This is a genomic window from Ruegeria sp. HKCCD3925 (assembly GCF_057221175.1).
In genome coordinates this window covers 428,698-453,343 of sequence record NZ_JBWVBI010000003.1, presented here as the reverse complement: position 1 = coordinate 453,343, position 24,646 = coordinate 428,698, and the positions used below count along the sequence as shown (strand labels likewise).

The 24,646-nt window shown below is 56.8% G+C and carries 26 protein-coding genes and 1 riboswitch; of the genes, 18 read left to right on the top strand and 8 right to left on the bottom strand.

Annotated features, from left to right (window positions below; genetic code table 11):
* The first annotated feature begins 82 nt into the window (after positions 1-82).
* The 8 genes from AC2TEM_RS09680 (at position 83) to cmk (ending at position 8,203) form a co-directional block, all read left to right on the top strand.
* Entirely contained in the window at positions 83-1,105 is a 1,023-nt protein-coding gene (locus AC2TEM_RS09680; protein WP_170404555.1) for a PhoH family protein, read from the top strand.
* Between the two features lie 41 nt (positions 1,106-1,146).
* On the top strand, positions 1,147-1,641 hold the full coding sequence (ybeY, locus tag AC2TEM_RS09675; RefSeq protein WP_170424406.1) for an rRNA maturation RNase YbeY: 495 nt from the start codon (positions 1,147-1,149) through the stop codon (positions 1,639-1,641).
* Positions 1,642-1,677: 36 nt separating this feature from the next.
* The gene (locus AC2TEM_RS09670) at positions 1,678-2,562 is read left to right on the top strand and encodes a hemolysin family protein (RefSeq protein WP_170424405.1); all 885 of its coding nucleotides are present in this window, start codon (positions 1,678-1,680) and stop codon (positions 2,560-2,562) included.
* Positions 2,559-4,091 (top strand): apolipoprotein N-acyltransferase, encoded by a 1,533-nt coding sequence (gene lnt / locus AC2TEM_RS09665; RefSeq protein ID WP_170424403.1) that lies wholly within the window; start codon positions 2,559-2,561, stop codon positions 4,089-4,091. The genes AC2TEM_RS09670 and lnt overlap by 4 nt, the downstream gene beginning before the upstream one ends.
* A 15-nt stretch (positions 4,092-4,106) precedes the next feature.
* Positions 4,107-4,155: riboswitch (SAM-SAH riboswitch) on the top strand.
* Positions 4,156-4,160: 5 nt separating this feature from the next.
* Complete coding sequence (metK, locus tag AC2TEM_RS09660; RefSeq protein WP_170424401.1) at positions 4,161-5,342, top strand: methionine adenosyltransferase; 1,182 nt, start codon at positions 4,161-4,163, stop codon at positions 5,340-5,342.
* A 123-nt stretch (positions 5,343-5,465) separates the two neighbouring features.
* Positions 5,466-6,176 (top strand): tRNA (guanosine(46)-N7)-methyltransferase TrmB, encoded by a 711-nt coding sequence (gene trmB, locus AC2TEM_RS09655; RefSeq protein WP_170424398.1) that lies wholly within the window; start codon positions 5,466-5,468, stop codon positions 6,174-6,176.
* A gap of 69 nt (positions 6,177-6,245) precedes the next feature.
* Positions 6,246-7,592: a 3-phosphoshikimate 1-carboxyvinyltransferase gene (aroA, locus tag AC2TEM_RS09650; protein WP_170424397.1), complete on the top strand. Its 1,347-nt coding sequence runs from the start codon at positions 6,246-6,248 to the stop codon at positions 7,590-7,592.
* Entirely contained in the window at positions 7,589-8,203 is a 615-nt protein-coding gene (gene cmk / locus AC2TEM_RS09645) for a (d)CMP kinase (protein WP_170424395.1), read from the top strand. Before aroA ends, cmk begins: the two co-directional genes overlap by 4 nt.
* Positions 8,204-8,229: 26 nt before the next feature.
* On the opposite strand, the gene AC2TEM_RS09640 is transcribed toward cmk, so the two are convergent.
* Complete coding sequence (locus AC2TEM_RS09640; protein WP_170424393.1) at positions 8,230-8,706, bottom strand: YHS domain-containing (seleno)protein; 477 nt, start codon at positions 8,704-8,706, stop codon at positions 8,230-8,232.
* A gap of 219 nt (positions 8,707-8,925) precedes the next feature.
* Here AC2TEM_RS09640 and AC2TEM_RS09635 point away from each other — a divergent pair, with 219 nt between their 5' ends.
* The 9 genes from AC2TEM_RS09635 to AC2TEM_RS09595 all read left to right on the top strand — a co-directional run bounded on the left by AC2TEM_RS09635 (position 8,926) and on the right by AC2TEM_RS09595 (position 17,307).
* Complete coding sequence (locus tag AC2TEM_RS09635) at positions 8,926-9,462, top strand: hypothetical protein (RefSeq protein WP_170424391.1); 537 nt, start codon at positions 8,926-8,928, stop codon at positions 9,460-9,462.
* A gap of 199 nt (positions 9,463-9,661) precedes the next feature.
* Positions 9,662-11,347: a tryptophan halogenase family protein gene (locus AC2TEM_RS09630; RefSeq protein ID WP_170424389.1), complete on the top strand. Its 1,686-nt coding sequence runs from the start codon at positions 9,662-9,664 to the stop codon at positions 11,345-11,347.
* 336 nt (positions 11,348-11,683) lie between these two features.
* Positions 11,684-13,360 (top strand): 30S ribosomal protein S1, encoded by a 1,677-nt coding sequence (gene rpsA / locus AC2TEM_RS09625; protein ID WP_039532111.1) that lies wholly within the window; start codon positions 11,684-11,686, stop codon positions 13,358-13,360.
* Between the two features lie 270 nt (positions 13,361-13,630).
* Entirely contained in the window at positions 13,631-13,915 is a 285-nt protein-coding gene (gene ihfB / locus AC2TEM_RS09620; protein ID WP_050603110.1) for an integration host factor subunit beta, read from the top strand.
* A gap of 7 nt (positions 13,916-13,922) precedes the next feature.
* Positions 13,923-14,273, top strand: a complete 351-nt coding sequence (locus AC2TEM_RS09615) for a LapA family protein (RefSeq protein ID WP_170397774.1) — start codon at positions 13,923-13,925, stop codon at positions 14,271-14,273.
* Between the two features lie 9 nt (positions 14,274-14,282).
* The gene (locus tag AC2TEM_RS09610; protein WP_170424387.1) at positions 14,283-14,927 is read left to right on the top strand and encodes a phosphoribosylanthranilate isomerase; all 645 of its coding nucleotides are present in this window, start codon (positions 14,283-14,285) and stop codon (positions 14,925-14,927) included.
* Positions 14,928-14,972: 45 nt separating this feature from the next.
* Entirely contained in the window at positions 14,973-15,308 is a 336-nt protein-coding gene (locus AC2TEM_RS09605; protein ID WP_170424385.1) for a hypothetical protein, read from the top strand.
* 67 nt (positions 15,309-15,375) lie between these two features.
* A complete protein-coding gene (gene trpB, locus AC2TEM_RS09600) occupies positions 15,376-16,623 on the top strand; it encodes a tryptophan synthase subunit beta (RefSeq protein ID WP_170397508.1) in 1,248 nt (415 codons plus the stop codon).
* A gap of 51 nt (positions 16,624-16,674) precedes the next feature.
* Positions 16,675-17,307, top strand: a complete 633-nt coding sequence (locus tag AC2TEM_RS09595) for a class I SAM-dependent methyltransferase (protein ID WP_170424383.1) — start codon at positions 16,675-16,677, stop codon at positions 17,305-17,307.
* On the opposite strand, the gene AC2TEM_RS09590 is transcribed toward AC2TEM_RS09595, so the two are convergent.
* From AC2TEM_RS09590 to AC2TEM_RS09560, 7 genes are all read right to left on the bottom strand, one after another.
* Positions 17,304-17,684 (bottom strand): DUF2237 family protein, encoded by a 381-nt coding sequence (locus tag AC2TEM_RS09590; RefSeq protein WP_170397502.1) that lies wholly within the window; start codon positions 17,682-17,684, stop codon positions 17,304-17,306. The two genes, AC2TEM_RS09595 and AC2TEM_RS09590, sit on opposite strands and share 4 nt — an antisense overlap.
* 9 nt (positions 17,685-17,693) lie before the next feature.
* The gene (locus tag AC2TEM_RS09585) at positions 17,694-18,857 is read right to left on the bottom strand and encodes a serine hydrolase domain-containing protein (RefSeq protein ID WP_170609063.1); all 1,164 of its coding nucleotides are present in this window, start codon (positions 18,855-18,857) and stop codon (positions 17,694-17,696) included.
* 72 nt (positions 18,858-18,929) lie between these two features.
* On the bottom strand, positions 18,930-19,613 hold the full coding sequence (pth, locus tag AC2TEM_RS09580) for an aminoacyl-tRNA hydrolase (protein ID WP_170609061.1): 684 nt from the start codon (positions 19,611-19,613) through the stop codon (positions 18,930-18,932).
* 130 nt (positions 19,614-19,743) lie between these two features.
* Positions 19,744-20,397, bottom strand: a complete 654-nt coding sequence (locus AC2TEM_RS09575) for a 50S ribosomal protein L25/general stress protein Ctc (protein ID WP_170397494.1) — start codon at positions 20,395-20,397, stop codon at positions 19,744-19,746.
* Between the two features lie 254 nt (positions 20,398-20,651).
* Positions 20,652-21,818, bottom strand: coding sequence for an alpha-hydroxy acid oxidase (locus AC2TEM_RS09570; RefSeq protein WP_170397492.1), 1,167 nt, complete (start codon positions 21,816-21,818; stop codon positions 20,652-20,654).
* A gap of 164 nt (positions 21,819-21,982) precedes the next feature.
* Positions 21,983-22,774 (bottom strand): tryptophan synthase subunit alpha, encoded by a 792-nt coding sequence (gene trpA / locus AC2TEM_RS09565; RefSeq protein WP_170424377.1) that lies wholly within the window; start codon positions 22,772-22,774, stop codon positions 21,983-21,985.
* 79 nt (positions 22,775-22,853) lie between these two features.
* Positions 22,854-23,339 (bottom strand): acyloxyacyl hydrolase, encoded by a 486-nt coding sequence (locus tag AC2TEM_RS09560; RefSeq protein ID WP_170404502.1) that lies wholly within the window; start codon positions 23,337-23,339, stop codon positions 22,854-22,856.
* Positions 23,340-23,541: 202 nt separating this feature from the next.
* Here AC2TEM_RS09560 and ychF point away from each other — a divergent pair, with 202 nt between their 5' ends.
* Positions 23,542-24,639, top strand: coding sequence for a redox-regulated ATPase YchF (gene ychF, locus AC2TEM_RS09555; RefSeq protein WP_170424375.1), 1,098 nt, complete (start codon positions 23,542-23,544; stop codon positions 24,637-24,639).
* Positions 24,640-24,646: the final 7 nt, after the last annotated feature.

Here is a 24,646-nt window from a genome sequence, read left to right as displayed (position 1 = left end):
GTGCAAATTTTGAAACTGCCGCTTGCGTCTACCTCTTCAGTTTGTCTACGCTCAAGGTGAACCGCCAAGACAGGAGAACGGATTGGCCATCGGTGCCCTGACCCCACCGCAAGATGACATGCCCCAGCGTGAGGCGCTTGTTGAATTTCCAGACAACAGATTATTGATCGATTTGTGCGGAGAGTATGACCGCAACTTGACCGATATCGAACAGAAGCTCTCGGTGCAGATTGTGCGACGCGGCAATCAGCTTGTCGTGCTGGGCGACGAGGATTCGCAAAAGCAGGCGATTGAGGTTCTACAGGCCCTCTATACACGGCTCGAAGGTGGGCGTGATGTGGAAGCCGCAGATGTCGACCGCGAGTTGCGCATGGGCAATTCCGAGGTCGGAACTGGCACGCGCGATGGTGACCAGCTTGAGATGTTCAAGGGTGGCACGGTCGAGATCAAGACACGCAAAAAACTGGTCGAGCCGCGCACCGACGCCCAGAAGGCCTATGTGCAGTCGCTGTTCAACAACGAACTGGCCTTTGGCATTGGACCCGCGGGCACCGGCAAAACCTATCTGGCCGTTGCGGTCGGGGTGTCCATGTTCATTGGCGGGCACGTTGACCGCATCATTCTCAGCCGTCCGGCGGTCGAGGCCGGTGAAAAGCTTGGTTACCTGCCCGGTGACATGAAGGATAAGGTCGATCCCTACATGCAGCCGCTTTATGACGCGCTGAATGATTTCCTGCCCGGAAAACAACTTGCCAAGCTGATCGAAGAAAAGCGGATCGAGATTGCTCCGCTTGCCTTCATGCGCGGTCGTACGCTGGCAAATGCATTTGTGGTGCTGGACGAAGCGCAGAATGCCACAACGATGCAGATGAAGATGTTCCTGACACGGCTTGGTGAAGGTAGCCGGATGGTTATCACCGGCGACCGGTCTCAGGTTGATCTGCCGCGCGGTGTGCAGTCGGGTCTCAAGGATGCCGAACGGTTGCTGAAAACGATCCCGAATATCAGCTTCAACTATTTCACCTCGAAAGATGTCGTCCGCCATCCGCTTGTCGCCGCCATTATCGAGGCGTATGAGGCCGATGCGGGGCGCGAAACCGGATAACTTTCAAGGCGCCGATTGAAGCTGGGCTCGGAGCCAAAGGTATGAATCTGGAAATCACGCTTGAGGATGATCGCTGGCGCGGGCTGGAGCCTTTGGCCACGCGCGCAATTGCTGCTGTTCTGGAGTATTGCGATCTTGAGGCGGATCAATGCGAGATCAGCTTGCTGGGCTGCGATGATACACGGATCGCTGAATTGAATGCTGAATTTCGTGAAAAATCCACGCCGACCAACGTCCTCAGCTGGCCTGCCGAAGAACTGGCCCCGGAACGGGAGGGCGACATTCCGCCGGCTCCGCAACCTGACTTTACTGGCGAAATTGCGCTGGGCGACATTGCGATCTCTTATGACACCTGCGCGCGCGAAGCAGCTGAAGCCGGCAAAAGCACCGACGATCACGTGACGCATCTGGTCGTTCACGGTACACTACATTTGCTGGGGTATGATCACATTCGTGACCTCGACGCCACTTTGATGGAAAGGGTCGAGGTCGAGATACTTGGCAAACTGGGTATAGATGACCCATATAATGTATGACATGGGCACCTTTGCCCGATCATTTGGAACAGGATAATGGGCGAAACAGACGGCAGTTCTAGGGCGGCGCATGGCGCGCATTCTCAGAACAGCAGCAATGACAGCGACGAAAGAGGCGGGCTTTTTTCTCGACTCATCGACGTATTTTCTTCTCAGGGCGAAGAGACCAGCCAGCTAAACGGGGCAGAGGTCGTCAGCGCTCAGCCAAGGGGCATGATCAACCTGCGCAGAATGCGGGTCGAAGATGTTGCGATCCCAACAGCCGAAATCGTATCGGTCCCCTCGACAACCCCGAAAGACGAACTTGTCCAGATTTTCCGCGACAGCGGCTTGTCACGCATTCCGGTTTACGATGGCACTTTGGATACGCCCTTGGGGTTTGTGCATCTCAGGGACTTTGCGCTGACCCATGGCTTTAACGGCAACTCCTCCGAGTTCGATCTGGGGTCGATGCTGCGGACATTGCTGTTCGTGCCACCATCGATGCCAATTGGCGTTTTGCTGACCAAGATGCAGACAGAACGTCGCCATATGGCTCTGGTGATCGATGAATACGGTGGAGTCGATGGTTTGCTGACTATCGAAGATCTGATTGAACAGGTTGTCGGAGAAATCGCCGACGAACATGATGCCGACGAAGATCAGCTATGGATACAAGAGAAACCCGGCTGCTACGTGGTTCAGGCGCGTGTACCACTTGAAGAGTTCGAGGCCGAGATTGGTCGCTCTCTGACCAGCCACGAAGATGTAGACGAAGAAGAGATCGACACATTGGGCGGTTTGGTCTTCATGCTCTCGGGGCGGGTTCCGGCGCGTGGTGAGGTTGTATGCCACCCCGAAGGGCCCGAGTTCGAGGTCATTGACGCAGACCCGCGCCGCATAAAACGGTTGCGTGTCATGCTGCCGGATATTGTTGCATGAACCCTGCCGAGGGGTGGCCCTTTTGGCTGCGATTGGTGCTGGCGGCGCTGTTGGGTGTCGCAGCGGCCAGTGGTCAGGCACCATTGGGATATTGGCCAATAAGCTTGCTGTCGCTGGTGCTGATAGCGCCGTTGTATCTGAGCACTGAGACAAATCGTCGAGCGGTTTTGCTGGGTTGGGTCTTCGCAACGGGCTATTTTGCGCACGCATTAAGCTGGATTATCGAGCCGTTTCTGGTTGATGTCCAACGCCATGCGTGGATGGCCCCTTTTGCTCTGATCTTCTTGTCGGGCGGGTTGGCCTTGTTCTGGGCGTTGGCCTTCGGAGTTTCGAAACGCATCGGTGGAGCGCCCGTCTTGCAGGGGGCATTGCTGTCTGTAACGCTGGCGCTGGTCGAGTTTGCGCGTGGCTACATTCTGACCGGATTTCCTTGGGCAGGCATCGCGCAGATTTGGGTGGATACGCCATTTGCCCAGACTCTGTCACTTGTCGGCCCTTATGGATTGGGAGCGCTGACACTGCTTGCCACAGTGCCATTGGGCGCAGCCTTGTTCAGCAATCGTACCCGAAGCGGCATCGTTGTACCTATCGCGTTGACCGCAGGCTGTGCGGTATTGGCTTTGATCTATGCAGCGAACCGACCTCCAGTCATGCCCTCTGGTCATATCGTGCGGCTGATTCAACCCAATGCACCCCAGGACCAGAAATGGGATCCTGCCTATGCGTCAGTGTTTTTCGCACGCCAACTTGAATTCACAGCGGCCGAGCCCCGCCCGGACCTGATCGTCTGGCCGGAAACCTCGGTCCCGGCATGGCTGGGCAGCGCACAGCCCTATCTTTCAGCCATTGGCGAAGCGGCACAGGGCACCCCGGTGATCCTGGGCATTCAGCGTGCAGATGGGCAGCAGATTTATAACTCGATGATCTATCTAAATGAGGAGGGTCAGCAAGACGGGCTATACGATAAACATCACTTGGTGCCCTTTGGGGAATATGTGCCATTTGGTGAAGTGATGGCAAGGTTCGGTATCTACGGTATGGCCGCAACCACAGGGAATGGCTTTAGCGCGGGACCGGGTGCCGCATTGATGGATGTAGGCGTGCTTGGCAAGGCGCTGCCGCTGATCTGCTACGAGGCGGTTTTCACGCAGGATATTTTATCCGCGCCGGATCGTGCGGATTTTCTTTTGCAGATTACAAACGACGCTTGGTTCGGAACGCGTTCCGGCCCGTATCAGCACCTCGCCCAGGCGCAGATGCGTGCAATCGAACAAGGCCTGCCGATGTTGCGCTCGGCCAATACCGGAGTTTCGGCAATGATTGACCCAGCGGGGCAGATCACCGAGGCGCTGGTGCTTGGGCAGGCGGGGTTTATCGACGCCGAATTGCCGCGCCCACAAACTCCGACCGTTTATTCCCGAATTGGTGATAGTCCGGTATTAGTAGCTCTATTGGTGCTATTCGCGCTGCTATGGCGACACACCCGGCGCGTAAACGACCAAATTCCGATTGACCCTGTCAAACGCTAAGCGTATTCGGTCGCACGCCTGTCACAACGGCTTCCTGACGTGGTGGGGTAAACTTAATGGAGCACATTCATGTCCCGACAGAATTATATTTTTACTTCGGAATCCGTTTCCGAAGGACACCCGGATAAGGTCTGCGATCGTATTTCCGATGCAGTACTAGACGCATTCCTGCGCGAAGAACCCGAGGCCCGCGTTGCCTGCGAAACTTTTGCCACCACGGATCGCGTTGTTATTGGCGGCGAAGTGGGTCTGTCGGATCAGGACAAGCTGCATGATTATATGGCGCATATCGACGATATTGCTCGGGCATGTATCAAAGATATCGGCTATGAGCAGGACAAGTTTCACCACGAAACCGTCGAGGTGACCAACCTGCTGCACGAGCAGTCGGCCCATATCGCGCAAGGCGTGGATGCTGCCGATAACAAAGACGAAGGTGCAGGCGATCAGGGCATCATGTTCGGCTATGCCACGACCGAGACGCCAGCGCTTATGCCTGCGCCGATCCAATACTCGCACGCCATCCTTCGCCGCCTTGCTGAGGTCCGTAAAAATGGCAGTGAACCCGCCTTGGGTCCGGATGCGAAATCGCAGCTGTCGGTGGTTTACCGTGACGGCACCCCTGTCGGTGTCAGCTCGATCGTGCTGTCGACGCAGCATCTGGATGCGGCGCTGACCTCGAATGATATCCGCGCCATTGTTGAGCCTTACATCCGGGAAACCCTGCCCGACGGCTGGTTGACCGCCGAGACCGAGTGGCATGTGAACCCCACCGGCAAGTTCGTCATTGGCGGTCCGGATGGTGATGCGGGTCTGACCGGGCGCAAGATCATCGTCGACACCTATGGCGGCGCAGCCCCTCACGGTGGTGGTGCATTCTCGGGCAAAGACCCAACCAAAGTGGACCGCTCGGCGGCTTATGCGGCGCGGTATCTGGCTAAAAATGTTGTGGCCGCAGGCATGGCTGAGCGCTGCACCATCCAGCTGAGCTATGCGATTGGGGTGTCAAAGCCGCTATCAATCTACGCCGACACGCACGGAACCGGCCAGATTGCAGATGCAGTGATCGAAAAGGCGGTTGGGCAGGTAATGGATCTGACCCCGCGTGGTATTCGCGAGCACCTGCAACTGAACAAGCCGATCTATCAGCGGACCGCTGCTTATGGCCATTTTGGCCGTGAACCCGATGCGGATGGCGGATTTAGCTGGGAACGTGCCGACCTCGCTGAGGCCCTGAAACAGGCGGTCTGAGCCAAACCAAGGCCTGCGCTCTGATGAGCGTCCTTCATCTGGCCAAAAATACTCCGGGGGTGTGGAGGCTATCTCCCACCTCCACCCTTGCCAGAGACAAGGCGTCGCAGTATGGGCTGCGCCATGAGTACAAAGACCCCACAACGCCCGCGCAGAAATTTTTATGGCCGCTTTAAGGGCAAAACCCTGAAGCCCAGTCAGAAGACTTATCTCTCGGAAGACCTTGCTGCCTTGTCCCCCGGTGCGGTGGATTGGAACGGTAATCCTGAACGCGATCCGCTCGATCTCGACGGTCTATTCAGAGGCAAGCCTGTCTGGCTTGAGGTCGGCTTTGGCGGCGGCGAGCATCTGGTGCATCAGGCGCAGCAAAACCCGGATATCGGTATCATCGGGGCTGAACCTTATATCAACGGCGTTGCAATGCTGTTGGGTAAAATCCGGCAGGCGGGTGTCGAAAACCTTGCCGTATACCCCGGTGATGCGCGGGATCTGTTTGACGTTCTGCCCGAGGCCAGCATATCGCGCGCCTTTCTGCTCTATCCCGATCCCTGGCCTAAGACCCGGCATCACCGACGCCGGTTTGTGACACCCGAACATCTGGAGCCTTTGGCACGCGCGTTAAAGCCGGGCGCAATTTTTCGCGTTGCAACAGACATCCCTGACTATGTGCGCCAAACGCTGGAAGAGGTGCCGCGGGCAGGCTTCGAATGGCTGGCCGAGCGCCCCGCCGACTGGCGTGAGCCGTGGGATGACTGGATTTCCACGCGCTACGAACAGAAGGCGCTGCGCGAAGGCCGTACACCCCATTACCTGACCTTCCGCCGCAAAGACTGATTGTCGCTGGACCAACCGGCCCCAATTCGCTAATCGGCCTGAGGACTGATAGCGAAAACAGGAGCCCCCATGTCCGGACACGGCACGCCCATCCCGATGACGTCGCAGCCTTGCGGCCCGCTGACAGGCACCGCAGAGGTGCCCGGGGACAAGTCGATCTCGCACCGGTCCCTGATCCTGGGGGCAATGGCTGTGGGAGAAACCAAGATATCGGGCCTGCTGGAAGGCGAGGACGTATTGGACACCGCTAAAGCCATGCGTGCCTTTGGGTCCGAAGTAACGGATCATGGCGGTGGCGAATGGTCGGTGCATGGCGTAGGCGTTGGTGGTTTTTCCGAACCAGATCAGGTAATCGATTGTGGCAATTCGGGCACTGGCGTACGCCTGATCATGGGGGCGATGGCGACTTCTCCGATCACAGCGACCTTCACCGGAGATGCGAGCCTGAACAAACGTCCGATGGCGCGGGTCACCGATCCGCTGGCGCTGTTCGGAACGCAATCTGTCGGCCGAGACGGTGGACGTCTGCCGATGACCATTGTCGGAGCTGCGGACCCCACCCCGGTGCGCTATGAGGTGCCTGTGCCTTCGGCGCAGGTGAAATCCGCCGTTCTGCTGGCAGGGCTGAACGCCCCCGGCAAGACCATCGTGATTGAGAAAGAAGCGACTCGCGATCATTCCGAACGGATGCTTGCAGGCTTCGGCGCAGAAATCACGGTCGAGGACACGGATGAAGGGCGCGTCATTACGCTGACCGGTCGGCCCGAGCTGAAGCCACAAGTCATCGCCGTGCCGCGCGACCCGTCCAGTGCGGCCTTCCCGGTCTGTGCCGCACTGATCACACCGGGCTCGGACGTGTTGGTCCCCGGTATCGGCCTGAACCCGACCCGCGCAGGCCTGTTCACCACGCTGCGCGAAATGGGTGCCGATCTGACCTACGAAAACGAGCGCGAAGAAGGGGGTGAGCCGGTTGCCGATCTGCGTGCAAAATACTCGCCCAACATGAAGGGGATCAACGTCCCGCCCGAACGCGCGGCGTCGATGATCGATGAATACCCGGTGCTGTCTGTTGTGGCCGCAAATGCGACGGGCACAACAATGATGGGCGGCGTGAAAGAACTGCGCGTCAAGGAAAGTGACCGGATCGACGCAATGGCCCGTGGCCTGCGCGCCAACGGTGTGACCGTGAACGAGGGTGACGAATGGTGGTCAGTCGACGGTCTCGGCATCGGCGGTGTGCCCGGTGGTGGGACTTGCGATAGCTTCTTGGACCACCGCATTGCCATGTCGTTCATGGTCATGGGGATGGGGGCTAAAAAGGCGGTTTCGGTGGATGACGGCGGACCGATCGCAACGTCGTTCCCGATTTTTGAGCCTTTGATGGCCGCGCTCGGTGCCAAGGTCGAGCGTACATGAGATTCACCGTAGCTATCGACGGCCCTGCGGCGGCGGGCAAGGGGACGATTTCCAAGGGCGTTGCCGCGCATTTCGGGTTTGCGCATCTGGATACCGGTCTTCTCTATCGCGCAGTGGGGCGTCGTATGCTGCAAGGTGAAGAACCGATTGCAGCGGCTGGGTCTCTGACAGCAGAAGAATTGCAGCAGGGCGATCTGCGTACGGCTGAGATCGCACAGGCGGCCTCGAAAGTTGCGGTCATTCCTGAAGTCCGAAGCGCACTCGTCGATTTTCAGCGGGCGTTTGCACGTCGCGCCGGAGGCGCCGTGCTGGACGGGCGCGATATTGGAACCGTGATTTGCCCAAACGCTGAGGTCAAACTGTTTGTCACCGCCAGTCCCGAAGTCCGGGCGGAACGGCGATATCTTGAGCTTTCGGCCAAAGGTTCGGACGTGTCACGCGAACAGGTGCTCGCGGATGTCAAAGAGCGTGACGCACGTGACGCGGGTCGCAGCACCGCACCGATGAAACCTGCAGATGACGCCGTGCAGCTTGATACGTCAAACCTGAGCATTGAGGCCGCGCTGGCACGGGCGCTCGAAACAATTGAACAGAACCTGCCCGCAGCCTGAAGTGGATGCGGACAGGTGTCCGTTAACTACAATTCACCAACTGCGATGCTCTTGATGTTGGTCCACTGGTCATCTGCGGTTTTAGCGGTCCCGGTGACGTCTTTCAGGAAAGCAGCGCGGGTATCAGCATTCAGGAACAGATACAGCTTGCCGTCTGCGATCAGGTACTGATCCGGGTCGCCGTCGAACTTTTTGCCAACAGACACCCCGAACGAACAATAGCCACCGTGCTGGGGCAAGTAGGCCGCCGGATTCGCCTCGAACGCTTCAAGGTTTTCCGCGCTGGTGAAGTAATAGGATGCGCCGTCATAAGTCGCCGAATGATTGGCGAAGCCTTCGACCGGATTGCCATTGTTGACAAGCGCGACCAGATCGACGCCATGGGCTGCCAGGGGTGCACCTGCCGCCGACAGGCCTTTGGAGACGTTGATTTCGTCTGCGGCAAAAGCCGGAGCTGCCAGGGCCAGAGTTGCGGCTAATGCAGTAAGTGCGAGCGATTTCATAGTGGGGGTCCTTTCCCTTTTTGGTTCAAGGCTCGGGTCCGCCCCAAGCCGATGTAACTAAGTTAGAAAAGGTTCTTCGGACGGGTAATCGCAGATAGGTCATGATACTTTGCAGATCGTTCAAAGATCAGGGCGTTTTGCAAAAACTGTTCACATAGCTTTGTTTGGCCACCTGTCCGATGGCCGCCTAAGCTTGTTGGACAACCGTAGGAGTGGCCCATGATCAGACTAGCCCTGTTTTTGTTCTTCCTTGCAGGTAGCGTAGCTGCGCAGCAATCAGACGCGCCGGTCCCCGAGGCCGAACCTCCGATGACTTACGAGCGTCTGGGAAAAATCATCTTTGCGCTAGATCCCGAGGCGCAACCGATCGGGCCGGGGTTTGAGTTGACGATATCTGATGTGACGGTGCTGGTTGTCGCCGATACCAATGCTGACCGCATGCGGGCGATGGTCGCGATCGGCAGTGCTGCGGATTTGTCGCCAGCCGATTTGCAACGGATGATGCAGGCAAATTTCGACAGCACGCTGGATGCGCGCTATGCGATCGCAAATGGCACCTTATGGGCTGCGTTCATTCACCCGCTTTCGCTGTTGCAAAGGGATCAGTTGATCTCGGGTCTGGCCCAGACTGTGAATATCGCCAACACCTATGGCACATTGTACACCGGTGGTGCGGCGGAATTCGGAGGGGGCGACAGCCATGATCTGCAGCGTGAGCTGATCGAAGAACTTCTGAAGAAGGGTGAGGAAATCTGACACTTGTCCAAAGTAGGCGCATAGCCTGAATTCTGATGACGAATGTGCCTGCGACCATGGGTGTCATAGGCTCTAGCTGGATGCTTGAAAGCTGTTATAGTCTTCCCACAGCTAAATAAGGGAAAGCTGCTGTTAAATCCCCATCACTCAAAAAAAGGGGAGGCAGCTACAAAATCCCAAGCCAACAGGGACAAAAAATATGAATAATCGTTTGCGTAAGATCACCATCGTGGGTGGTGGTACGGCGGGTTGGATGACTGCGCTGATCCTGGACATGGTGTTCTCCCGCACGTCAGCACCCAAGGATCGCCCACGCATTTGCTTGATCGAAAGCCCCAACATCTCGACTGTGGGTGTCGGTGAAGCGACGGTGCCGCGTATGCCGGTCACGCTCCGTCAGGCGGGCATATCAGAGCGGGATTTCTTCCGCGAAACCAACGCATCGTTCAAGTTGGGAGTTAAGTTCTGCAATTGGAACAACGATGCCAAGGGCAATCGGATCGACTACGTAAACCCGTTTGCCCATGGTCAATTGCTGGAGGGGTTGGAGGCTGCCGAGTATTTTCTGCGTTTTGGTAACGGGGATCGGGATTTCACGCAGTCAATCTCACCGCATGATGATCTGGCCCGGTTGTGCAAGGGTGCGCGTCCTTTGGGTGCACCTGAATTCGAGCAGCGGTTTGGCTATGCTTATCATCTGGATGCCGTGAAGTTTGCGGGCATGCTGACAAAGGTCTGCGCCAAGCGCGGCGTAGAGCATATTCAGGATGAGGTGCAATCGGTCGAACTGGACGAGCAGGGCAATGTCAGCCACCTGATGTTAGAGCGCAAGGGACGCCATGACATTGAGATGGTCATAGATTGCACCGGCTTCCGGGGGTTGATCATCAATCAAGCGTTGGGCGAGCCGTTCATGGATTACTCGGACTACTTGCCCAACGACCGTGCCATGGCCTTGCAGATCGAGCACCCTAACCCCGAAAAGATCGAAAGCGTTACACGCTCGACCGCGCTTGGTGCGGGTTGGACGTGGCGTGTGCCGCTCTACAATCGTGTAGGTACGGGTTATGTGTATTCATCCGCGCATCGGACCGATGATCAGGCGGCGGACGAATATCTTGAGTGGTTGGGCGACAGCGGCAAGGGACTGACACCGCGCGTGATCCCCATGCGTGTTGGTCGTGTTCGCAATGCCTGGGTTAAGAATTGCTTGGCGATCGGTTTGTCTGGTGGATTTATCGAACCGCTAGAAAGTACTGCGATCCACATGATCGATCACGCGATCCGCTGGTTTGCCGAACATCTGCCGACGCGAGACATCGAGCCTGCGCTGCGGAACCGATATAACCGGCAGATGAACAAGCTCTATGACGAGGTTTTGGATTTTATCTGCCTGCACTACCGATTGGGTAACCGCACCGATGATCAATATTGGATCGACGCCCGCACCGAGATGAAGATTCCGGATCGATTGGCCGAGAACCTTGAGCTGTGGCAGCATCGTCTGCCGATGGAACACGATATCGAGTTTGCGACGCTGTTCAATTTCCGCGTCTATCAGACGGTTCTTCTGGGCAAACAGGTGTATGATACGGGGTATGGCGAAGGTATCCGTGATCGTCTGCGACCGCTGAAGAAACCGATTTGGTTCCAGTGGTGGAAGGGGGCAAAAATGGACCTTGCGCAGATCCTCAAGACCATGCCGGATCACAAAACCCTGCTGCGAGATATCCGGGGCGAGTTGGAGAAGCCTGCCTTTGGCAAGGCCGCAAGGGGGCAGCCGACTGTCGCAATGCCGGGCGCGAAACCGGCACCCGTGGTGATCGAGAACATGCCAAACCTCGCTGAGATTCAAAGCGGCAAGAAGGATCTGCAACTGTTCTAGCGCCGCATGGTATCATTCGGCAGAACTGACAAAGAAGGCCGGGGATCGGATCGCGTTTGCTTCGATGCCCGGACCTGATGTTCGGATTTTGTGGGATTGGCCAGTGTTTAAGGGCTTTGCTCTTGCACATGACACGGAATCCGCCTATACGCGCGCTGTCTGAACAAGGGCGGTTAACGTCCGGATGACGTATCTGAGCAGGGCCGGGAAACCTCGGCCCTTTGTGTTTGTTAGCTCGGGCGCGTTCTGGATCACGCATTCAGGCATCATGAAACAAGACCGGCGGAGACAACCGCTCGGCCAGCAAAAACGTTATGTAAAGGAAAACAACGCCACATGGCTAACGCATCCATGGAGGAATTCGAAGCCCTCCTGAATGAAAGCTTCGAAATGGACACGCCCGAAGAGGGTTCTGTTGTCAAAGGCAAGGTTCTGGCGATCGAAGCCGGCCAAGCCATCATCGACGTAGGCTACAAAATGGAAGGCCGCGTTGATCTGAAAGAATTCGCAAATCCCGGCGAAGCCCCTGAAATCGCTGTTGGTGACGAGGTCGAAGTATACCTGCGCGCTGCAGAAAACGCCCGTGGCGAAGCTGTCATCTCGCGCGAGATGGCCCGCCGTGAAGAGGCATGGGACCGTCTGGAAAAAGCATATGCCGATGACCAGCGCGTCGAAGGTGCAATCTTTGGCCGCGTCAAAGGTGGCTTCACCGTTGATCTGGGTGGCGCAGTTGCGTTCCTGCCCGGCTCGCAGGTTGACGTTCGCCCCGTACGCGACGCTGGCCCGTTGATGGGTCTGAAGCAGCCGTTCCAGATCCTGAAAATGGACCGCCGCCGTGGCAACATCGTTGTTTCGCGTCGCGCTATCCTGGAAGAATCGCGTGCCGAACAGCGTGCCGAAGTCATCGGCAACCTGTCCGAAGGTCAGACCGTCGAGGGTGTCGTCAAGAACATCACCGAATACGGTGCATTCGTTGATCTGGGCGGCGTTGACGGCCTTCTGCACGTCACCGACATGGCATGGCGCCGTGTGAACCACCCGTCCGAGATCCTGACGATCGGCGAAACCATCAAGGTTCAGGTCATCAAGATCAACAAAGAAACCCACCGCATCAGCCTGGGCATGAAGCAGCTGCAGGAAGATCCGTGGGATCTGGTTGCTGCGAAATACCCGCTGGGCTCGGTCCATCAGGGTCGCGTCACCAACATCACCGACTACGGCGCGTTCGTCGAGCTGGAAGCCGGTGTGGAAGGTCTGGTGCACGTGTCCGAGATGTCCTGGACCAAGAAAAACGTCCACCCCGGCAAGATCGTTTCGACCAGCCAGGAAGTCGACGTCATGGTTCTGGAAATCGACGGCGCCAAGCGTCGCGTGTCTCTGGGCCTGAAGCAGACTCAGCGCAACCCATGGGAAGTGTTTGCAGAAACACACCCCGAGGGCACCGAGGTCGAAGGCGAAGTCAAGAACATCACCGAATTCGGTCTGTTCATTGGCCTCGAAGGCGACATCGACGGCATGGTTCACCTGTCCGACCTGTCCTGGGACGAGCGTGGCGAAGATGCGATCCAGAACTACCGCAAAGGCGACATGGTTTCGGCCGTCGTCTCGGAAGTTGACGTTGAGAAAGAGCGTATCTCGCTGTCGATCAAAGCCCTGGGCGGTGACAAGTTCGCCGAAGCCGTGGGCGGCGTGAAGCGTGGTTCGGTCATCACCGTCGAAGTGACTGCGATCGAAGATGGCGGCATCGAGGTCGAGTACGAAGGCATGAAGTCGTTCATCCGTCGTTCGGACCTGTCGCGTGACCGTGCTGAGCAGCGCCCCGAGCGTTTCTCGGTCGGTGACAAGGTCGACGTCCGCGTCACCAACGTCGACAGCAAGACCCGCCGTCTGGGCCTGTCGATCAAGGCACGCGAGATCGCCGAAGAGAAAGAGGCCGTGGAACAGTACGGTTCTTCCGACTCGGGCGCGTCGCTGGGCGATATCCTGGGTGCAGCACTGAAGTCGGGCGACTAAGTCCGGGGCGTATCCCAAACATGAAATTCGGCCTCGCACCATGGTGCGGGGCCGTTTTTGTTGCGAATCAATATCTTCCAAATAGTCGGCTTAATTTGCCTATCGTTCGCGCATGAAGTGTGGAAATCAGGCCAACGGGCAAAAATTCGCGTGAGATTGTCGCAAAATGCCGCCTTTGCTGGCAGAGTATCCGTTCCCCCGATCCGGGTTTTTTCCTATACTGTCAGAACTATAGGCTTGTCACATCGTCCGCCTGGGAGGGTATTGCGTATGATCCGTTCAGAATTGATTCAGAAAATTGCCGACGAAAACCCGCATCTCTATCAACGCGACGTCGAGCGGATCGTGAATACCGTTTTTGAAGAAGTGACCGACGCCATGGCACGCGGCGACCGCGTAGAGCTGCGCGGTTTCGGCGCGTTTTCGGTGAAAAAGCGTGACGCACGTGTAGGCCGCAATCCCCGCACCGGTGAAACTGTGCAGGTTGAAGAAAAATGTGTTCCATTTTTCAAAACTGGCAAGTTGCTAAGGGACCGTTTGAACGGTAAAGCCTAGCCTCATGATGCGCTACATTCGTTATGCTTTTCTGGCTGCATTGGGGATCGTTCTGGTCTCGGTCTCGCTGGCCAATCGCCAAATTGTTGAACTTAAGCTTATGCCGGATGCTTTGTCCGAGTTGCTGGGGTTCAACCTGTCAACCTCCTTGCCGCTGTTTCTGGTCGTGCTGGGTGGGGTTGTTGCCGGCCTGGTCATCGGCTTCCTGTGGGAATGGCTGCGCGAGCATAAGCACCGCAAGGATGTGACCGTGAAGCAAGGCGAAGTGCGCAAACTTGAGCGTGAAGTTAAGAAGCTCAAGAAAAAGCAGAATGAAGGTCAGGATGATGTGCTGGCCATTCTGGATGAGGCAAGCTGAGGCCCTACGATGCCCGCTGATATCCGAGTTAAAATCTGCGGCCTGACCGCCCCTGACCACGTGCGCGCTGCTGTGGATGCGGGCGCGGGTTATGTTGGTTTTGTGTTTTTCCCCAAATCCCCGCGGCATGTTGAGCCCCAGACAGCTGCGACATTGGCACAGGAGGTGCCTGCGGGCGTCGCCAAGGTGGCGCTGACAGTGAATGCGACGGACGAGGATTTGGATCACATTCTTTCGATCGTGCCTCTGGATATGTTGCAACTGCATGGCAAAGAAAGTCCTGAGCGTGTGCAGCAAGTGCGAGACCACTTCGGCCTGCCAGTAATGAAGGCCATTGGTGTGGCCGAGGCCGAAGACCTCGCGGCCATCGATCTCTATTCAGATGTGGCGGATCAGCTGTTGATCGACGCAAAGCCACCGCGAAACGCGGAGCTGCCTGGTGGTAACGGTTTGTCTTTTGATTGGCGCCTGCTGGCAGGTCGTAAATACTGGCGTAGGCCATGGATGCTGGCCGGAGGTCTGACCCCTGACAATGTCGCAGAAGCGGTGCGAATGACCGGCGCACAGCAGGTGGATGTCTCATCCGGCGTCGAAAGCTCTCCGGGTGTAAAGGATGCCGGGCTGATCCGCGCCTTTATCGACGCGGCAAGTTGATCTGATCTGCACGAACCTGCGTATCTCCTCAAAATGGGGGAGAGCATGCTGGCAGTGATCGGCGGAGTTTCACTTAAACGATGGTATCACGGGCCCGAGTTCTTCTGGCGCGCTCATCAATCCTTGCGGCAGGCACGCGGTGACGCGCTGTGCCTGCATGCCGAGGTATTTGTGCGTCAAGGCTGTTATTTTTCATACACAGTCTGGCATGATGTCGAAGCTATGCTGACATTCGCATATTCCGGCCCTCATCGCCGTGTAGTACGCGCGTCGACCCGTCTGGCCGATATCAATGTGTTCTGTCAATTTCCCTGCATTGCTGTTCCAAGTCGAGTTCAGGCACTTCAGGTGTGGGAACAGCGCGCTCAGGCGGCGGAATGATACGTTTTGCGATGGCAAATCACTCCATCACCTCCTATGAACATCGGGTACGACGAGGGAGACTTCCATGGCCAACGATCTTTTTAATTCCTTCATGTCCGGCCCCGATGAACAAGGCCGCTTTGGCATCTTCGGCGGGCGCTTTGTCAGCGAAACGCTGATGCCGCTGATCCTGTCACTGGAAGAGGAATATGACAAAGCCAAGGATGACCCCACATTTTGGGCCGAGATGGACGATCTGTGGGCAAACTACGTGGGTCGCCCTTCGCCGCTCTACTACGCGGAACGCCTGACCGAACATCTGGGCGGCGCAAAGATTTACTTGAAGCGTGACGAACTGAACCACACCGGCGCGCATAAGATCAACAATGTGCTGGGCCAGATCATTCTGGCGCGGCGCATGGGAAAGACCCGGATCATCGCCGAGACCGGGGCAGGGCAGCACGGCGTGGCCACCGCCACCGTCTGCGCCAAGTTCGGCCTGAAGTGCATTGTCTACATGGGTGCCCATGACGTTCAGCGTCAGGCCCCGAACGTGTTCCGTATGCGCCTGCTGGGAGCCGAAGTGATCCCGGTGACATCCGGCAGGGGTACGCTGAAAGATGCGATGAACGACGCTCTGCGCGACTGGGTGACCAATGTGCGCGATACCTTTTACTGCATCGGCACCGTTGCTGGCCCGCATCCTTACCCGGCGATGGTGCGCGACTTTCAGTCGATCATCGGCAAGGAAGCCAAGGAACAGATGCAAAAGGCCGAGGGCCGTTTGCCCGACACCATCATCGCCGCCATCGGAGGTGGTTCGAATGCGATGGGCCTGTTCTACCCGTTCCTCGACGACAAGGATGTGAATATCATCGGTGTTGAAGCGGGCGGCAAGGGCGTGAACGAGAAGATGGAGCATTGCGCCTCATTGACCGGAGGTCGTCCAGGCGTGCTGCACGGCAACCGCACTTATCTGCTGCAGGATGATGATGGGCAGATTCTCGAAGGCTATTCGATCTCGGCCGGTCTGGACTATCCGGGCATTGGCCCCGAGCATTCCTGGCTGCACGACATCGGTCGCGCCAACTATGTCTCGATCACGGATAAAGAAGCGCTTGAAGCGTTCCAGTTGTGCTGCGCTACCGAAGGTATCATCCCTGCGCTGGAGCCCTGCCATGCGCTGGCGCATGTTATGAAAATCGCGCCGGAATTGCCCAAGGACCACCTGATCTGCATGAATATGTGTGGCCGGGGGGATAAGGATGTGCAGACCGTCGCACGGTACCTGAACTTTGATATGTCGGATACCGAAGGTCGCGCAGCGGACTGATTAGGCCTAACAGGCTTTGCGCCTTTGAGGAACTGTGCCAGTTTGCATTGCATGTGCAGTGTTTCCTCAAAGGCCGGACCCGACCGACTTGACCAGAAATACGATCAGGCCGCCCCGGGCTGGGCAGACAAGATGCGTCTGCTGGGGTATTTCGATGCCTATCTGGGTTTTCTGTCCTCGGACCCGCAGGTCGAATTGGGCCGTAACGCACTGGATATCGGGTGCGGTACGGGAGCCTTTGCCGAAGCACGCGCCGTGATCCGGCGCGAAGGGCATGTGACGCTTTTGGAACCTTCGGCCCGAATGCTGCAACTGGCAGGGTCAGCGTTGCAACGGCGCGGTGGAAACGCCGAGACTGTCCAATCGCGCTTGGAAGAGTTCCATCCGGCATCCCGTTTTGACTGCCTGTTGGCTGCGCATGTTCTGGAGCATTGCGTTGATCCGATAGATGCTTTGCGCCGCATGCGCGATCTGGCTGAACCGGGTGCAACGCTTTGGTTGGTGGTCAGCAAGCCACATTGGTGTAATGCGATCATCTGGTTCCAATGGCGGCACCGAACCTATCGACCGGATATTGTGGCGGAGATGCTCGCGCGTTCGGGCTGGGATCTGCAGGCCGAGCATGGCTTTCCAACCGGGCCGCCGTCGCGTACGTCTCGCGGATATCGGGCGATCGCCATCTAGTGCTCGTCTTCAGCGCGCTGCATTTTTAGAATATGGAGAGGTACGATATCCAGCGCCCTCTGGTGCGTGGCTTCAAGGTGCACCTTGGGCGCGCATCCCTCGTCATGGGCTTGCAAAAAGCGCCCCGCACACAAGCACCAGCGATCACCAGGCTTGAGCCCAGGAAAATCGAATTCAGGCCGGGGTGTGCTCAGGTCATTTCCGACATATTTCGAATAAGCCAGAAACTCTGCCGTCATCACGGCGCAGACCGTATGGCTTCCCTGATCCTCGGGGCAGGTGTTGCAGGCACCGTCGCGAAAGAAACCGGTTAATGGTTTGCGCGAGCAAGGCGCGAGCACGCCGCCCAGAACATTGATGCTGTCTTGCTTCTGCATGATGGTATCTTACAGGCTTCGCGCAATTTTGCGGAACATTTCTATGTTCTGCTCACCGACACCAGGATCGCGGAACTTTCGGTCTGCGCCCGTCGTGACAATCAGAACACCACGTGGCTGGTCGAAGTAAATGTACTGCCCATACACACCCCGCGCCATGAATTCACCTTCATGGGCACCGATCGGAATCCACCATTGATAGCCATACCCTATCTTGCCCGGTTCGGTCGGTGCGCTTGGCCAAGTAGCGGCGTCGATCCAATCCGCGGGTACAATCTGCCGTCCATCGCGTTCGCCATCCTGCAAAATCAACTGCCCGAACCGGGCAAAATCGCGCGTTGTGAAGTTGAGACCACCCAGAACAAATGCAACGCCTGTTCCATCGGTGATGTAATAACCGTCTCGCTCCAACCCCAGCGGTGCGATCACTTTCTCGGTCAGTGACTCTGCAACGCTGCGTCCTGTTGCCCCCCGGATGACCATTCCGATCACATGAGTATCGATCGACACATATTGCCATGTTTCACCCGGCGCGACGAAACTGTCCTTCAACGAAGCCGCGAAGTCGTCCAACTCACCTCCCAGCGCCACGACGCGGCCCATGCGATTGATGTCGGAATTATAGTCCAGATAATCCTCGTCAAAGGTCACGCCGCTGGCCATGTTCAACACGTTGCGGATCGTGGCGGTCTCATAGGCGCTGCCCTTGAGGTCAGGTGCGTATTGCACAACCGGATCGTCGAGCGAGTTGATCGCGCCTTCATCCAGCAAAATACCGAACAAGGCAGACAGATAGCTTTTAGCAATTGACCACGAGATCCTGCGATCATCCGGCCCGGTGTCCAGATAGTATTCTTCGAAACGAATTTCTCCGTCCTGCATCACCAACAGGGATGTTACCGAGCGATCTTCGATCCACTGTTCTGTTCCATCGGGAAGATCGAAGCCAGGCCCATACGGCAGCTCCCAGGTCGGGCCATTGCCACGCGGCAGAGTGACCGTCAGAAAGGCTTCGTCCATATGCGAAAAGTTGTGGACGATCTTTTCTTCTGAAAACAGCGAATTCACCGCCATCAGGCGCTGGATTTCCTCGCGTTTCCAAAATCCGACAACCGCCGCTGCCAATGCCAAGGTCAACAGGATACGCAGCAGCCATCTGAGCGCTGTTTTCATTCGTCACCTCCCTTTGCCTCTGACATTGGACTTTGGCCTGAGGCTTTGCGCAAGCGCAACGTTGCGGAATGATTATCTGAATTTATCCAGCAGCTTTTGCATGGCCGAACGCTCATCGGGCGCTGAAACGGCTTCGGCGGCAGCTTTGGGGGGCGTATCAGGTTTAGTGGGCTGCTTCGATGATCTGGGCGGAGCAGTGCGCAGGGCAACGGCATTCATGAATTTCCCGCTTTCGTCATCGGCAAGATAAGTGGCACCGTCCGAGACGCCGCGCAGCACGTCATCCAGCCAGTCCGCATCCGCCTTTGCAAAGTCGCTTAGAACATAAGGCGAGACCATTTCTTTGCGGCCCGGATGACCGATACCCAGCCGCACGCGATCATAGGCCGGGCTGATATGGTCGTGGATCGACCGCAACCCGTTATGGCCTGCGTGGCCACCGCCTGCCTTAACGCGCACTTTACCGGGTGCCAAGTCCAGCTCATCATGGAAGACGGTCACGTCCGTCGAGTCGAGCTTGTAGAAGCGCATTGCCTCTCCCACTGACTGGCCAGAGCGGTTCATGAAGGTTTGCGGCTTGACTAGCAGCACTTTCTGGCCGCCTAGACGTCCTTCGGCAATTTCCGCCTGGAACTTGGACTTCCATGGACCAAACCCGTGATCTTGGGCAATTCGCTCCAACGCCATGAAGCCGATATTGTGCCGGTTGCGAGCGTATTTTGATCCCGGATTTCCCAAACCGACAAACAGTTTCATCGCTTTGTCCCTTACAGTCTCGCGTCGTTATCTCATTGCATGGATCAGGGGATGTTTTCCAGCCCCGTACACGCAAAAGAAAACGGGGCCCCAGAAGGCGCCCCGTTTCAAATCTGGATTTGATCCGGATTTATTCTTCTTCCTGGCCGATGACTTCAACTTCATCTGCAGCCACTTCTTCCTCATCACCCTCTTCGTCGTCGCTGGTCGACAGACCGGTGGGTGCCGAGACGTTGGCGATCACGAAGTCACGATCGATGGTGGGCTTGGTGCCTTCGGGCAGCACAACCGAAGAGATGGTGACAACGTCGTTGATTTCCATGCCAGTAAGATCAACAGTGATCTTCTCAGGAATGTCACCGGCTGTGCAGAGCAGTTCAACCTCGGGGCGGACAACGGTCAGAACGCCACCTTTTTTGATACCGGGGGCTTCTTCTTCGTTGATGAATTCAACGGGGATGAACAGCGCGATCTTGGTGGTCCGACGCAGGCGCATCAGGTCCAGGTGGGTCGGCAGGTCTTTGACAACGTCACGCTGGACATCGCGGCAGATGACGCGCACGTCTTCGTGACCTTCGACTTTCAGGTTCCACAGGGTCGACTTGAACCGGCCTGCTTTCAGGCGCTTGAACAGTACGTTGAACGGGATCTGGATCGGCAGCGGCTCTTTGTCGCCACCAAAAACAATGCCCGGAACCATGCCATCGCGGCGTGCTTGACGAGCGGCGCCCTTGCCTGTCCCCGTCCGTTCCAGAGCTACGAGATCAGGAATCTCTCCAGCCATGATAATTCTCCAATGTTAGGGCGGGCATCCTCCAAGGCTGTATGCCCGCGTGAAGCCGCGTCCTTAGCTTGATTCAGTTGGTTTGGAAAGGGCTTTTTGTAGCCCGAGGAATTTTGCGAGGCTCTGCCTCGCGCTCCGAGGTATTTATGGCCAGATGAAGGACGGATCCTCTGCTTCATCTGGCTGCAAGTACCTTGAACGAGACGCTCAATGGGCGGCCATGCGGCGTCTCCAACTACGTGGGAGGCGTAGGATCAAGCCTGCCAGCGACCGCCAAAGTCTTCGGGGACTAGAAGATTGTGGCGCCCAAGATCGGCTACGTTGCGTTCACCGCAAAGTGCCATCGTTGTATCGAGCTCTTTCTGGATCACTTCCAATGCCGTTGTCACGCCTTTCTGACCCATTGCACCCAGCCCATAGACAAAGGCGCGACCAATAAAGGTGCCCTTGGCCCCAAGCGCCAGAGCTTTCAGCACGTCTTGCCCTGAACGGATGCCGCTATCCAGATGCACTTCGACATCACTGCCGACGGCATCCATGATCTCGGGCAGAACCCGGATCGAGCTGAGCGCACCATCCAGCTGCCGTCCACCATGGTTTGAGACAACAATTGCATCTGCGCCCAGCTTGGCAGCCATTTTGGCATCCTCGGCATCGAGTATGCCCTTAAGGATCACCTTGCCGCCCCATTGTTCCATCAGCTTCTCGACTTTGCCCCAGTCGAGGCTGGGATCGAATTGCTCGGCGGTCCATGTGCCGAGCGAGCGTGTATCTGTGATGCTATCGACATGACCGACGATATTCCCGAATTCTCGGCGCTTGGCACCTAGCATCTCGATGCCCCAGGCCCATTTCGTCATCAGGTTGGCGATGGTCTTAGGGGTCAGCTTTGGCGGCGCAGATAGGCCATTCTTCAGGTCCTTGTGTCGTTGGCCAAGGATTTGCAGATCAAGCGTAATGACAAGGGCCGAGCATTTCGCATCCTTCGCGCGCTGGATAAGTCGCCCGACATAGTCCTGATCTTTCATAGTGTAGAGCTGAAACCAGAAAGGGGCCGAAGTGTTTTCAGCGACATCTTCGATCGAATTGATCGACATGGTCGACAGTGTGAAGGGTACACCAAAGGCTTCGGCGGCTTTGGCCGCTTTGATCTCGCCATCCGCGTGCTGCATTCCTGTCAGGCCTACCGGAGCCAATGCAACGGGCATGGATACATCCTGCCCGATCATCTGCGATGCGGTCGAGCGCCCTGTCATGTCTACGGCGACCCGTTGGCGCAGGCGGATATCTTCGAAATCCGACGTATTCTCGCGGAAGGTTTGTTCGGTCCAGCTGCCGCTTTCTGCATAGTCAAAAAACATGCGCGGAACGCGACGCTCATAGATCCGTTTGAGGTCTTCGATATTGGTAATGACTGGCATTGATCAGATTCTCGCAGGATTGGTTAAGTTTCTTTACCAATTATTTTGAAACACTGCAATGCCCGCTTGCTGCGGTTGGTTGCCGCGTGGTCAAAACAAAAATACACCGCAGTGGGCGGCGCGCCTGCTGCGGTGAAGAACCATCTGAAAATGGAAAGAAATTGTTAGGCGGAGTGCGCGCCATCTGACAGTGTTTTGACAAAATCCAGAACCTCGGTCACCGGTTTTCCGGAACCGATCTGGCTGACAATGGCAGATCCAACTACCGCGCCATCGGATACACTCGCGATGTTGCGAGACTTTTCTGGCGTATTGATGCCGAAACCGACGATCACGGGCAAATCAGTTGCAGCTTTGATCCGAGCGACCTCGGGCCCAACATCGGTTGCCTGCGCTTCGGCAGCACCGGTTATGCCGGTAATCGATACATAATACACAAAGCCGGATGTGTTTTGCAGTACGCGAGGCAAGCGTTGGTCATCGGTCGTCGGCGTCGCCAAGCGGATGAAGTTCAGCCCGGCAGCTTGCGCGGGCAGACAAAGCTCTTCGTCCTCTTCGGGGGGCAGGTCGACGACGATCAGCCCGTCGATCCCCGCTGATTTTGCATCTGCCAAAAAATTCTCGACACCTCGGCTGTAGATCGGATTGTAATATCCCATCAGCACGATCGGTGTGGTGTCATCGGATTCACGAAAGGCGCGGGCCAAATCCAGAGTGCGTTGCAATGTCATTCCACCATCCAACGCCCGTTGGCCAGCAGCCTGAATGGTCGGGCCATCGGCCATGGGATCGGTAAAGGGCAGGCCCAACTCGATGACGTCGACACCTGCGCCGGGCAAACCCTTCACGACCTCCAGCGAAGTGTCATAGTCGGGATCTCCGGCCATGACATAAGCTACAAATGCCTTTTTGCCTTGCTTTTGCAGGGCGTCGAATTTGGCGTCGATACGGGTCATCGGAAATCCTTGCACTCGGGTTTGGACCTGATGTGCAGAAACTTTCGCTGAAAATCAATCCCGCTTGGTGGGCTTCCGATCAGAAGGCGTAATGGTATCTCAGCAAAAGTGCATTTACACCTGGGTTGTCTTCCTGCGTGCTGGCGTTGGATATATGAGTGATAGCGGCAGACAGTTTGTTGCCGCTTTCCAGCGTATAGCCAAGGCCCAGTAAGCTGCGTATCTGAAAGCTGCCGCCCAGATCATTCAGTTCGTTGGATTCACTATAGTATCCCGGCATGACACTGCCCTCGATGAACCAACGGTCCGCAAAAGTGTAAAGCCCGATCAGGCCCGCGCCAACATGCGTGTCACCGTCGGTATCAACAGACAGGGACGCACCCCAGGTGGCGCTGAAACGGGTCGCTTCGTAGAAAGAGCGATGCTGGTATTCCAGCGAAACAATCGCCTGATCTTCGCTCTCAGCGCTGGAATAATCTGCGTAGCCTGCTCCGAAAATGATGGATTGGGCCTGTGCTGCAGTAGCGGCTGTCAGCGCAAAAGCCAGAATAACAAGGGATTTCATTTTTACCTACTATGTCCGTCGTTCGTTGGTATTGGTTTTATTGAGGAATGTAGGTGCATGTTTTCAATGGACGCAAGAACACAAATCGATGTCGATTTTTTGATGTGGCAGAATAGACTCGCGGCTGTGTTCAGGCACTTTGCCTTGCGCATTGCACTGGACCTGCCTAGAAGCGGCGCTCGAATGGTATCAGGAGGCCGTCATGGGCTTTAAAATGGGAATCGTGGGTTTGCCGAATGTTGGCAAGTCGACTCTCTTCAACGCACTGACCAAAACTGCGGCAGCTCAGGCGGCGAATTTCCCGTTCTGCACCATCGAACCCAATGTGGGGGATGTCGCCGTTCCTGATGGCCGGCTGGATAAACTGGCGGCGATTGCGTCCTCGAAACAGATTATTCCAACCCGCATGACCTTTGTGGATATCGCGGGGTTGGTGAAAGGGGCCTCGAAAGGCGAGGGGCTGGGCAACCAGTTCCTGGCAAACATCCGCGAGACCGACGCAATCGCCCATGTGCTGCGTTGTTTCGAAGATGGTGACGTGACCCATGTGGATGGCCGCGTTGATCCGGTGGCCGATGCCGATACGATCGAAACCGAGCTGATGCTGGCCGATCTGGAAAGCATCGAAAAGCGTCGCGCCAATCTGGTGCGCAAGCTGAAGGGCAATGACAAAGAAGCGCAACAGCAGGACCGCCTGCTGGCCGAGGCGCAGGAGATGCTGGAAAACGGCAAGCCAGCGCGTCTGGTTGAAGTGTCTGATGAAGACGCCAAGGCATGGAAAATGCTGCAACTTCTGACCACCAAGCCGGTGCTTTATGTCTGCAACGTGTCCGAAGAAGAGGCCGCCGAAGGCAACGAGTACTCTGCCAAAGTCGCTGAGATGGCTGCCGCGCAAGGTAATGCTCATGTCATTATCAGTGCCAAGATCGAGGAAGAGATCAGCCTTCTGGAAGACGACGAGGCACAGATGTTCTTAGAGGAAATGGGTCTGGAAGAGCCCGGCCTCGACCGTCTGATCCGCGCGGGCTACGACTTGCTTAAGCTGGAAACCTATTTCACCGTCGGCCCGAAAGAGGCCCGGGCCTGGACCATCCGCACCGGCACCGCCGCACCACAGGCCGCAGGTGTCATCCACGGAGACTTTGAGAAGGGCTTCATCCGCGCCGAGACTATCGCCTATAACGACTACATCGCTGCCAATGGCGAACAAGGTGCCAAAGAGGCGGGTAAGATGCGGGCCGAAGGGAAGGGCTACATCGTCAAGGATGGCGATGTGATGCACTTTTTGTTCAACACCTGAGAAGCCA

Coding starts and splice junctions, on each gene's coding strand:
- metK (WP_170424401.1), top strand. CDS start 4,161: ATGTCCCGACAGAATTATATTTTTACTTCGGAATCCGTTTCCGAAGGA.
- AC2TEM_RS09635 (WP_170424391.1), top strand. CDS start 8,926: ATGATCAGACTAGCCCTGTTTTTGTTCTTCCTTGCAGGTAGCGTAGCT.
- cmk (WP_170424395.1), top strand. CDS start 7,589: ATGAGATTCACCGTAGCTATCGACGGCCCTGCGGCGGCGGGCAAGGGG.
- trmB (WP_170424398.1), top strand. CDS start 5,466: ATGAGTACAAAGACCCCACAACGCCCGCGCAGAAATTTTTATGGCCGC.
- AC2TEM_RS09605 (WP_170424385.1), top strand. CDS start 14,973: ATGCTGGCAGTGATCGGCGGAGTTTCACTTAAACGATGGTATCACGGG.
- ihfB (WP_050603110.1), top strand. CDS start 13,631: ATGATCCGTTCAGAATTGATTCAGAAAATTGCCGACGAAAACCCGCAT.
- ybeY (WP_170424406.1), top strand. CDS start 1,147: ATGAATCTGGAAATCACGCTTGAGGATGATCGCTGGCGCGGGCTGGAG.
- pth (WP_170609061.1), bottom strand. CDS start 19,613: ATGAAACTGTTTGTCGGTTTGGGAAATCCGGGATCAAAATACGCTCGC.
- AC2TEM_RS09640 (WP_170424393.1), bottom strand. CDS start 8,706: ATGAAATCGCTCGCACTTACTGCATTAGCCGCAACTCTGGCCCTGGCA.
- AC2TEM_RS09585 (WP_170609063.1), bottom strand. CDS start 18,857: ATGAAAACAGCGCTCAGATGGCTGCTGCGTATCCTGTTGACCTTGGCA.
- AC2TEM_RS09575 (WP_170397494.1), bottom strand. CDS start 20,397: ATGGCTGGAGAGATTCCTGATCTCGTAGCTCTGGAACGGACGGGGACA.
- ychF (WP_170424375.1), top strand. CDS start 23,542: ATGGGCTTTAAAATGGGAATCGTGGGTTTGCCGAATGTTGGCAAGTCG.
- AC2TEM_RS09590 (WP_170397502.1), bottom strand. CDS start 17,684: ATGCAGAAGCAAGACAGCATCAATGTTCTGGGCGGCGTGCTCGCGCCT.
- AC2TEM_RS09670 (WP_170424405.1), top strand. CDS start 1,678: ATGGGCGAAACAGACGGCAGTTCTAGGGCGGCGCATGGCGCGCATTCT.
- AC2TEM_RS09595 (WP_170424383.1), top strand. CDS start 16,675: ATGTGCAGTGTTTCCTCAAAGGCCGGACCCGACCGACTTGACCAGAAA.
- AC2TEM_RS09630 (WP_170424389.1), top strand. CDS start 9,662: ATGAATAATCGTTTGCGTAAGATCACCATCGTGGGTGGTGGTACGGCG.
- aroA (WP_170424397.1), top strand. CDS start 6,246: ATGTCCGGACACGGCACGCCCATCCCGATGACGTCGCAGCCTTGCGGC.
- AC2TEM_RS09570 (WP_170397492.1), bottom strand. CDS start 21,818: ATGCCAGTCATTACCAATATCGAAGACCTCAAACGGATCTATGAGCGT.
- trpB (WP_170397508.1), top strand. CDS start 15,376: ATGGCCAACGATCTTTTTAATTCCTTCATGTCCGGCCCCGATGAACAA.
- rpsA (WP_039532111.1), top strand. CDS start 11,684: ATGGCTAACGCATCCATGGAGGAATTCGAAGCCCTCCTGAATGAAAGC.
- AC2TEM_RS09610 (WP_170424387.1), top strand. CDS start 14,283: ATGCCCGCTGATATCCGAGTTAAAATCTGCGGCCTGACCGCCCCTGAC.
- trpA (WP_170424377.1), bottom strand. CDS start 22,774: ATGACCCGTATCGACGCCAAATTCGACGCCCTGCAAAAGCAAGGCAAA.
- AC2TEM_RS09615 (WP_170397774.1), top strand. CDS start 13,923: ATGCGCTACATTCGTTATGCTTTTCTGGCTGCATTGGGGATCGTTCTG.
- lnt (WP_170424403.1), top strand. CDS start 2,559: ATGAACCCTGCCGAGGGGTGGCCCTTTTGGCTGCGATTGGTGCTGGCG.
- AC2TEM_RS09560 (WP_170404502.1), bottom strand. CDS start 23,339: ATGAAATCCCTTGTTATTCTGGCTTTTGCGCTGACAGCCGCTACTGCA.